The 6,050-nt window shown below is 72.5% G+C and carries 6 protein-coding genes; 1 reads left to right on the top strand and 5 read right to left on the bottom strand.

All coding sequences use genetic code 11. The features are described from left to right. Positions 1 to 75: 75 nt before the first annotated feature. The 3 genes from AOK23_RS38430 to AOK23_RS38440 are packed head-to-tail and all read right to left on the bottom strand — an operon-like array spanning position 76 to position 3,338. Entirely contained in the window at positions 76 to 1,302 is a 1,227-nt protein-coding gene (locus AOK23_RS38430; RefSeq protein ID WP_055717105.1) for a serine hydrolase domain-containing protein, read from the bottom strand. Between the two features lie 24 nt (positions 1,303 to 1,326). Then, positions 1,327 to 2,763, bottom strand: a complete 1,437-nt coding sequence (locus AOK23_RS38435; RefSeq protein ID WP_055717106.1) for an MFS transporter — start codon at positions 2,761 to 2,763, stop codon at positions 1,327 to 1,329. After that, positions 2,760 to 3,338 carry a TetR/AcrR family transcriptional regulator gene (locus AOK23_RS38440; protein WP_055717107.1) on the bottom strand — a complete coding sequence of 193 codons (579 nt, stop codon included), beginning with the start codon at positions 3,336 to 3,338 and terminating at the stop codon, positions 2,760 to 2,762. Before AOK23_RS38440 ends, AOK23_RS38435 begins: the two co-directional genes overlap by 4 nt. Before the next feature lie 105 nt (positions 3,339 to 3,443). Between AOK23_RS38440 and AOK23_RS38445 the strand changes: the two genes are divergently transcribed. Next, positions 3,444 to 3,896, top strand: coding sequence for a TIGR03618 family F420-dependent PPOX class oxidoreductase (locus tag AOK23_RS38445; RefSeq protein WP_055717108.1), 453 nt, complete (start codon positions 3,444 to 3,446; stop codon positions 3,894 to 3,896). Positions 3,897 to 3,900: 4 nt separating this feature from the next. On the opposite strand, the gene AOK23_RS38450 is transcribed toward AOK23_RS38445, so the two are convergent. Together AOK23_RS38450 and AOK23_RS38455 are read right to left on the bottom strand one after the other, a co-directional pair. Further along, positions 3,901 to 4,416, bottom strand: coding sequence for a hypothetical protein (locus tag AOK23_RS38450; protein WP_240496753.1), 516 nt, complete (start codon positions 4,414 to 4,416; stop codon positions 3,901 to 3,903). A 191-nt stretch (positions 4,417 to 4,607) separates the two neighbouring features. After that, positions 4,608 to 5,951 (bottom strand): MFS transporter, encoded by a 1,344-nt coding sequence (locus tag AOK23_RS38455; protein WP_055717109.1) that lies wholly within the window; start codon positions 5,949 to 5,951, stop codon positions 4,608 to 4,610. Between the last annotated feature and the right edge of the window lie 99 nt (positions 5,952 to 6,050).

The raw sequence follows: 6,050 nt of genomic DNA on the forward strand, positions 1-6,050 counted from the left end.
CCCCTGCTTCGACCCCGCACCCGCCCCGGTCCGCGGGCCTCCGGCTCCCGCGCGCGACGACAGGATGGCGCCGGCTCAGTCCACCACGGCCTCGTGGACCAGTCGCTTCAGGTCCGGGTAGACAGAGAACGACGAGCGGCGTCGTACCTGGGTCATGAACTGGACGGTCAGGTCCCGGCGGGGGTCCACCCAGAAGACGGTGGTGGCGGCGCCGGTCCAGCCGAAGGTGCCGAGGGAGGAGGGGCTCTCGGTGGCCTCGGGGTCGATGACGACGGAGACGCCGAGGCCGAAGCCGACGCCCACGTTCCCCGGCTGCTGGTGGAAGCCGCTGCCGTAGGTGTGGATGTCGACGCCGCCCGGCAGCTGGTTGGAGGCCATCATGTCGACGGACTCGGGGGTCAGCAGACGGACCCCGTCGAGTTCGCCGCGGCGGCGCAGGAACTCCGCGAAGCGGTGGTAGTCACGGGCGGTGGCGACCATGCCGCCGCTGCCGGACAGGAAGCGGGGCCGGCCGTGCAGGGGCAGCCCCGGCACCGGAGCGATCGAGCCGTCCTCCTGTTCGCCGTACAGCTGGGCCAGCCGCCCGGCCTGCTCGGGGGAGACCTGGAAACCCGCGTCGGTCATCCCCAGCGGGCCGAGGATCCGCTCGGCGAAGAACGCGTCGAGGGACTGCCCCGACACCACCTCGACGATCCGGCCGAGGACGTTGCTGGCGACGGAGTAGTTCCACTGCGTGCCCGGCTCGAACTGCAGGGGCAGACGCGCGTACTCCGCGCAGGTCTGGGCGAGGTCGGCGCCCGGCCGGACCGAGTGCTCCAGGCCCGCTTCCCGGTAGAGCGCGTCCACCGGGTGGTCGTAGTAGAAGCCGAACGTCAGGCCCGAGGTGTGGGTCATCAGATGCCGGACGAGGATCGGCTGCCGCGCCGGGCGGGTCCGGATTCCGGTGCCCTCACCGGACTCGTACACCCGGGGCTCGGCGAACTCCGGCAGATGGCGGGAGACCGGGTCCGTGAGGGACAGCAGCCCCTCCTCGACCAGTATCAGTGCGGCCACCGACGTGACCGGCTTCGTCATCGAGTAGACCCGCCACAATGTGTCGGTCTCGACGGGCAGCCCCGCGTCCACGTCGCGCCGGCCGTACGTCGTGAGGTGGGCGACGCGGCCGTGCCGGGCGACGGAGAGCAGATAGCCGGGCAGCCGGCCGTCGTCGACCTGGCGGCCGAGGTACTCGTCGAGGCGGGCCAGGGTCTTCGGGTCGAGGCCGGCCTCGCGCGGCTCGACCTGTCGGCGCAGTCGTTCCATGGTGCTTCTCCTCCGGTGGCCCGGTCACGGCTCACAGACGTCCTTGTCTTCATCGTTCCGTACTGATCGCGATCCATCCCTCGGAGAACGGGCGGGTCGGGGCATTCGTCCGGCGAGTGGCGCTCCCAGCGCCGACAGGCCGGCCAGCAGCCAGAACGCGGGCTCCGCGGCGAGCGGCAGCAGCGTCGCGGCGGCGGCCACGCCGAGCGTCGGCCCGATGTTCATCGCCGTCTGCTGGAGGCCGCCCACCACCCCCGCCGCCTCCGGCGGGGCGTCCCGTACGACGACCGCGGTGGCCGTCACCATCACCGCGCCGAACCCGGCGCCCAGGAGCAGGAAGCCACCGCCGATCACCGCCGTCGGGGAGCCCGGCCCGACCGCCGACAGCACCAGCACCCCGGCGGTGAGCAGCAGGGTCCCGGTCAGGGCCGTCGGCCGGGCACCCCACCGGCGCAGCAGCACCGCGGAGAGCGGGGCGCCGAGGATCATCATCACGCCGCCGGGCAGCGCGACGAGGCTGGTGCGCAGCGGGTCCATGCCGAGCACGACCTGCAACAGATGGCTGCCGACGAACAGCGCGCCCATCATCGCCGCCGACGCGGTCACCAGCACCCCGAGTGCCGCGCCCGCCGTCGCCGAGCCGAGCACGGCGGGCGGCAACAACGGGTCGGGCGCCCGCCGTTCATGCCGTACGAGGGCAGCACCGGCGGCGCCGGCCACGAGCAGACCGAGCACACCGGGAACCGTCCAGCCGTGCCCCGGGATCCCGACCAGGGTGTGCACGAGCGCCGCGAGCGCCACGGCGAGCAGGGCCGCGCCACGGGTGTCGAGGCCACCGACGGGCACGCCGCGGGCTGCCTGCGGCGCACGGACCACGAGGGCCAGCAGGCCCATGACCAGCGCCGGTATCACGTTCAGGAAGAACACCGCGCGCCAGCCCAGCTCCGTCACCAACACCCCGCCCACCAGCGGGCCGGCCGCGGCGGCCACCCCGATGGCGCTCGTCCGCAGCGCCACGGGCATGCCCAGCCGGTCGGGCGGGAACGCGGCCCGCAGCATCCCGAGCGTGGCCGGCTGCAGCAGCGCCCCGAACACCCCCTGGACGACCCGCAGCGCGATCACCCAGCCCACGCCGGGCGCGAGGCCGATACCCGCCGAGGCGGCGCCGAACCCCAACACACCCCAGGCGAAGGCCCGTTGGTGACCGAACCGGTCACCGAGCCGCCCCGCGAAGACCAGCAGGCTCGCCACCGCGATCAGATAGGCGGTGCTGGTCCACTGCACCTCGGCGAAGGAGGCGTCCAGATCCCGGCGCAGGGTGGGCTGGGCGATCGTCAGCACGGTCCCGTCGAGGGCGACGATCACCGCGCCGAGCACGCTGTTCGCGAGCGTCAGCCGGCGGTACGGCACGGACACGGCCGGCCGTTCGTCCGCACCGGCCTCCCGGGTGACCGCGCTCATCGGTCCTCACGCCCGAGATGCGCGTCGATGGCCGCGTCGAGCAGGGGCGTGAAGTCGTCGGCGCCCGTGATGAGTTGGAGGCTGCCCCAGGTCCACAACTGGGCGATGCCGTACAGGTTCGCCAGGAGCGCCCCGGCGACGAGCCGGGCGTCGACGTCCGGCCGGGCCCGGCCGACGAGGTCCACGAGCATGCCGAACACCGGGAGGCTGGCGTCCCGCAGCCCCAACGTGTTGCTCTCCAGCAGGTCGTGACGGAACATCAGCTCGTGCATGCCCCGGTGGGTGAGTGCGAAGTCGAGGTACACCCGGCCCAGCGTCGCCACCTGTCGCCGAGGGCTCTCGGTGCCGTCACCGAGGGCCGCGGCGCCCCTGGCCGCGAGGTCCTCGAAGCCCCGGCGCGCGATGGCCGACAGCAGCTCCAGATGCGTCGGGAAGTACCGGCGCGGCGCCCCGTGCGACACCCCCGCCCGCCGCGCGATCTCCCGCAACGACAGTGCCTGCACGCCCTCGGTCGTCACCAACTCGACCCCGACATCGACGAGCCGGGTCCTGAGCCCGGCGTTCCGTTCACTCATAGACACTGTCTACCGCACGGAAGTAGACACTGTCTACCAATGGTCGTGCGGCGCTGCGCGCGGCGGATCGGGGAATCGCGGGCACTCCCGGCACGTTGACCGGTCATGACCTCGGACACACGTGACACGGACGCCGTACAGAACGCCCTGCTCGGCCTGGTCTCCGAGCTCGACGGAGGGGTGCTGGTCACCCTCAAGGCGGACGGCCGCCCCCAGCTCTCGAACGTCAACCACGCCTACGACCCCGACGAGCGGACGATCCGGGTCTCGATCACCGACGGGCGCGCCAAGACCCGCAACATGCGCCGCGACCCCCGCGTCTCGTACCACGTGACCAGCGCCGACCGCTGGGCCTACACGGTCGTCGAGGGCACGGCCGACCTCACCCGGGTGGCCGAGGACCCCTACGACGAGACCGTCGAGGAACTGGTCCGGCTGTACCGGGACGTGCGGGGCGAGCACCCCGACTGGGACGACTACCGCGCGGCGATGGTCCGCGACCGCCGGCTCGTGCTGCGGCTGCGCGTGGAGCGGGCGTACGGCATCCCCAAGCGCTGAGGTGTCATCCGGCGGCCCCGTCGACCTTGTCGAGGACGCACACGTCCCCGGAGTCGGGGTCGCCGATGAACATCCACAGGACGGCCTTCTCGGACGTCCCCCGCGCCTGGTACTGCGTCCAGACCTCGCTGGGCGTGAAGGTGAGGTGGACCTCCGACATGGGTGTGTCCGTCTCGATCTCCTCCGACTCGTGGTGCTCCCAGGTGCCGGTGCCAGGATCGGGTGCACGGGCCTCGCCGAGGTCGTCGGCGGTGAAGTCGCCGCACACCCCGTCCGAGGTGAACGTCCCGTCCTCGCGCAGCACCAGCCGGCCGCCGGAGTCGTCCCGCCATGTGCCGACGATCTGCTCGTCGCGCAGGACGAGCGCCTCGCCGTCCGGGATCGGGAGCGGATTCAGCGCCCGGCCCAGGAGCATCAGCGTCACGGTCCCGACGATCAGCAGGACGGGGGCCACCAGCAGGCACCCCACCCCGGCCGCCACGCCGATCAGCACACCCTTGCGGGACTTCTCTCTCTGCATCCCCCACCCCCCGGCCGACCCCGCGTGATCGCGGCGCCGGCGTCATCATCCCTCCGACCTGCGCGGACCCCCGCGGCGGGGTAACCGCTCGCCGGACGGCGACCCTCCGCCCGCCCGAAGCGGAGCAGGGGACGCAGGGCAGGGCCCCGAACACCACCGGTGCTCGGGGCCCGCGATCGGGGACGGGGAGGTCAGGCCGCGACCCGCTCCCGGTCGTTGGTCGCGTCGGCCGCGCGGACGCCGAGGAGTTCGGTCGGGACCTTGTGGGTCTCGCGGGCGGTGAGGGCCGCGAGCACCGGCGGCACGCACAGCGCCGCGGTGAACAGCGCCACCGCGAACCAGTCGTCCCCGTCGGGGCCGGCGATCTGCGCGGCGAAGGTGACGGCGAAACCGGCGACCGCGAAGCCGATCTGGGTGCCGATGGCCATGCCGGACAGCCGGACCCTGGTGGAGAACATCTCGCCGTAGAAGGAGGGCCAGATGCCGTTCGCGGCGCTGTAGACGACACCGAAGGTGACGATGCCGAGGACGAGGACCAGCGGGTAGGAGCCGGTGGAGATCGCCCACAGGTAGACGAACATCAGCACCGCGCTGCCGGCCGCGCCGATCAGGAACACCGGGCGGCGGCCGACGCGGTCGGAGAGCGTGGCCCACAGCGGGATCGCGGCGAGCGCGACCAGGTTGGCCAGCGCGCCCACCCACAGCATCGAGGAACGCGACAGACCGACCGACTCGCTCGTGCCGTACGCCAGCGCCCACACGGTGAAGATCGTCGAGACCGAGGCGACCAGCGCACCCGCGATCACCCGCAGCACATCCGCCCAGTGCTCGCGCATCAGCACGGCGAGCGGCAGCTTCGCGACACCCTCGGAGGCGGTCTGCTGCCGGGTGAACGCCGGGGTCTCGTCCAGCGTGCGGCGGATGACGTAGCCGACGACGGCGACCGCGATGCTCATCCAGAACGGGACGCGCCAGCCCCACGACAGCAGCTGGTCCTCGGGGAGCGCGGCGATCGGGATGAAGACCAGGGTCGCGAGCAGTTGGCCGCCCTGGGTGCCGCTCAGGGTGAAGCTGGTGAAGAAGCCGCGCCGGTCCTCCGGTGCGTGTTCCAGCGTCATGGAGTTGGCGCTGGCCTGCTCGCCCGCCGCCGAGATGCCCTGGAGGACACGGCAGATCACCAGCAGGACCGGGGCGAGGGTGCCGACCTGGTCGCGGGTGGGCAGGCAGCCGATGAGGAACGTCGACAGACCCATCAGGATCAGCGTGAAGACCATGATCTTCTTGCGGCCCAGCCGGTCGCCGAAGTGACCGAGGAAGAGCGCACCGATCGGCCGCGCCGCGTACGCGACACCGAAGGTGGCCAGGGACAGCAGGGTCGCGGTCGCCGGGTCGGACTCGTCGAAGAAGACCGTCGGGAAGATCAGGGCGGCGGCGCTGCCGTAGATGAAGAAGTCGTAGTACTCCAGGGCGCTGCCGATCCAGGCGGCCGTGGCGGCCTTCCTGGGCTGGCCGGGAGGTGCGGCGGGGACGGACACGGCGTGCTCCTTCGAGGGATCTCCCCCAGGGGAGGGAGTGAAGCGGAGGAAGGCAAGGCAGGGCAAGACAGGGCTGGGCAGGGCAGGGCGGTGCGAGAC

It is taken from the genome of Streptomyces torulosus, assembly GCF_001419765.1.
In the GTDB taxonomy this organism is placed as follows: domain Bacteria; phylum Actinomycetota; class Actinomycetes; order Streptomycetales; family Streptomycetaceae; genus Streptomyces; species Streptomyces torulosus.

Bases quoted from the DNA above. Each gene is read 5' to 3' on its own strand.
- AOK23_RS38440 (WP_055717107.1), bottom strand. From the start codon at position 3,338: ATGAGTGAACGGAACGCCGGGCTCAGGACCCGGCTCGTCGATGTCGGG.
- AOK23_RS38435 (WP_055717106.1), bottom strand. From the start codon at position 2,763: ATGAGCGCGGTCACCCGGGAGGCCGGTGCGGACGAACGGCCGGCCGTG.
- AOK23_RS38445 (WP_055717108.1), top strand. From the start codon at position 3,444: ATGACCTCGGACACACGTGACACGGACGCCGTACAGAACGCCCTGCTC.
- AOK23_RS38450 (WP_240496753.1), bottom strand. From the start codon at position 4,416: ATGCAGAGAGAGAAGTCCCGCAAGGGTGTGCTGATCGGCGTGGCGGCC.
- AOK23_RS38430 (WP_055717105.1), bottom strand. From the start codon at position 1,302: ATGGAACGACTGCGCCGACAGGTCGAGCCGCGCGAGGCCGGCCTCGAC.